Below are 2,181 nucleotides of genomic sequence, written 5' to 3'. Positions count from 1 at the left end.
ATGTCTACGTCTTCGGCGGCGGCCATGTCGGCCAGGCGCTGGCGTCGACGATCGCACTTCTTCCCGTGCACGGCGTCGTCATCGAGACGCGCGCCGAAGCACTGGAAGGCATGCCGGAAACCGTAGAGATGCGGCTGACGCCGATGCCCGAGGCGATGGTGCGCGATGCTCCCGCCGGCACTGCCTTCGCCATCCTGACCCACGACCATGCGCTGGATTTCCTGATCGTCGCCGAGGCGCTGAAACGCGACGATGCCGCCTATGTCGGCATGATCGGCTCGAAGACCAAGAAAGCGACGTTCAGGAACTGGTTCCTGAAATCGGCGGATGGCAGTCAAGCTGAGTTTGCCCGCCTCGTCTCGCCAATCGGCGGCGACACCGTCAAGGACAAGCGCCCGCAGGTCATCGCGGCGCTGGCGGCGGCCGAGATCATGACGGCGCTGGTCAGTCACAACGCAACCTCAAGTGCCGACCATCAAATTCCGCATGGCAGGGTGATGGCAGGCTAGGCTGCGCCACAGCTAAACCGGCTGTTTCAAACCCAGTTGGTCGCGCAATGTGCGGCCCTCGTACTCCGTGCGGAACAGGCCGCGCCGCTGCAGTTCAGGCACGACGAGCATCGCAAAGGCATTGAGTTCGCCGGGGAAATAAGAGGGCATGACGTTGAAGCCGTCGGCGGCACCGCCTTCGAACCGCGCCTGCAACTCATCGGCAACCTGGGCCGCCGTGCCGACGATGCGCCAATGGCCACGCGCGCCGGCGAAATGCCGGGCAAGCTCGCGGATAGAGAGGCCGTCGCGGCGCGATTGCTCGATGACCAGCGCCTGCCGACTTTTCATCCCCTCGCTCTCCGGCAGGTCCGGCAGCGGCCCGTTGATCGGGTAGCGCCACAGATCGGAGATGCTGAGATAGCTGGACAGCAGCGCCACACCGACGTCGTCGGGGATCAGCGCCTGCAATTCCTCATATTTTTCACGGGCCTCCGCTTCGGTCTCCGCCACCACTGGCGCGACGCCCGGCATGATCTTGATGTCGTCAGGCTCGCGCCCGTAGGCCGCCAGACGCCCCTTGAGATCGTCGTAGAAGGCCTTCGCTTCCTCGAAGGTCTGCGCCGCGGTGAACACCACATCGGCGGTGCGGGCGGCAAGGTCGCGGCCGACATCCGAGGCGCCGGCCTGGACCATGACAGGCGCGCCCTGCGGCGAACGCGGCAGATCGAGCGGGTCGCGAACCGAAAAGCTCTGGCCGTCATGTCCGGATCCAGAAGCTCCATCGAGCTTGCCGTTCCAGAGCCCGGTTACCACCTCGGCGAATTCGCGCGCGCGCTCATAGCGATCGGCATGGGGCTTGAGGCCGGTCGAGCCGAAATTGGCGGCCTCGACAGGGCTGGCCGAGGTGACCAGGTTCCAGCCGGCCCTGCCGCCGCTCAGATGGTCGAGCGACAGGAAGGCTCGCGCCAGGCCATAGGGCTCGTTGTAGCTTGTCGAGGCTGTCGAGACGAGGCCGATGCGGCTGGTCTGGACGGCGAGCGCCGAAAGCAGGCTGATCGGCTCGAAGCCGATCGAGCGCGAAGTCTGGCTGGCAATGCCGACATTGGCTTCGCGCAGGCCTGCGGCATCTTCGCAGAAGATCATGTCGAACTTCGCCGCTTCCGCCGTGCGCGCCAGCGCGATGTAATGGTCGATGTCAGTGCCGGCGGTGACGTGTGCCTTGGGATGGCGCCAGGCCGCGATGTGGTGGCCTGTCGCCCACAGGAAGGCGCCGAGCTTGATCTGGCGAGCGGTCATCGGTCACCTCCGCCGGCAAGCCCGAGATGCGAGCGCAACGTCGTGCCGCGATAGTTCTCTCGAAACAGGCCACGCTGCCTCAGTTCCGGCAAAACCAGATCGACGAAATCGTCGAGCGCTGAAAGCTGTGCCGGCATCAGGATGTTGAACCCGTCGCAGCTTTTCGCCCGGAATTCCTCTTCCAGCCTCTCGGCGACGGCAGCCGGCTTACTATCGGCGGTTGGCGCGACGTTCGTCAGCACCTTGACGGCATCCGGGTCGCGTCCACAGGCTGCGACACGGCGCCTGATATCGTCATAGCGTCCTGTCGCGCCCTCCACCGGTCCGTCATCCAGCAGGATGACATCGGCGATGCGGGCGGCAATATCCAGGTCGGCTTCGCTCAAGCCCGACA

General features: G+C 65.2%; 3 protein-coding genes. 1 reads left to right on the top strand and 2 read right to left on the bottom strand.

Annotated elements, in window-relative coordinates:
* Positions 1-509: XdhC family protein (locus EN893_RS30195; RefSeq protein ID WP_206640199.1), on the top strand; the 509-nt coding region annotated here is incomplete at its 5' end.
* A 12-nt stretch (positions 510-521) separates the two neighbouring features.
* Here EN893_RS30195 and EN893_RS30190 read toward each other — a convergent pair.
* A complete protein-coding gene (locus EN893_RS30190; protein ID WP_127266489.1) occupies positions 522-1,787 on the bottom strand; it encodes an LLM class flavin-dependent oxidoreductase in 1,266 nt (421 codons plus the stop codon).
* On the bottom strand, positions 1,784-2,181 hold a 398-nt coding region (locus tag EN893_RS30185; RefSeq protein WP_128362030.1), incomplete at its 5' end, for an LLM class flavin-dependent oxidoreductase. The genes EN893_RS30185 and EN893_RS30190, both read right to left, overlap by 4 nt.

Origin of the sequence: Mesorhizobium sp. M7A.F.Ca.CA.004.04.2.1 (assembly GCF_004022825.1) — a bacterium.
Lineage (GTDB): Bacteria > Pseudomonadota > Alphaproteobacteria > Rhizobiales > Rhizobiaceae > Mesorhizobium.
The sequence above is the reverse complement of the archived record's forward strand: the minus strand, read 5'-3'. Positions and strand labels throughout refer to the sequence as shown.

What these genes read in the sequence shown, in the direction of transcription:
- EN893_RS30190 (WP_127266489.1), bottom strand. Translation starts at nt 1,787, where the DNA reads ATGACCGCTCGCCAGATCAAGCTCGGCGCCTTCCTGTGGGCGACAGGC.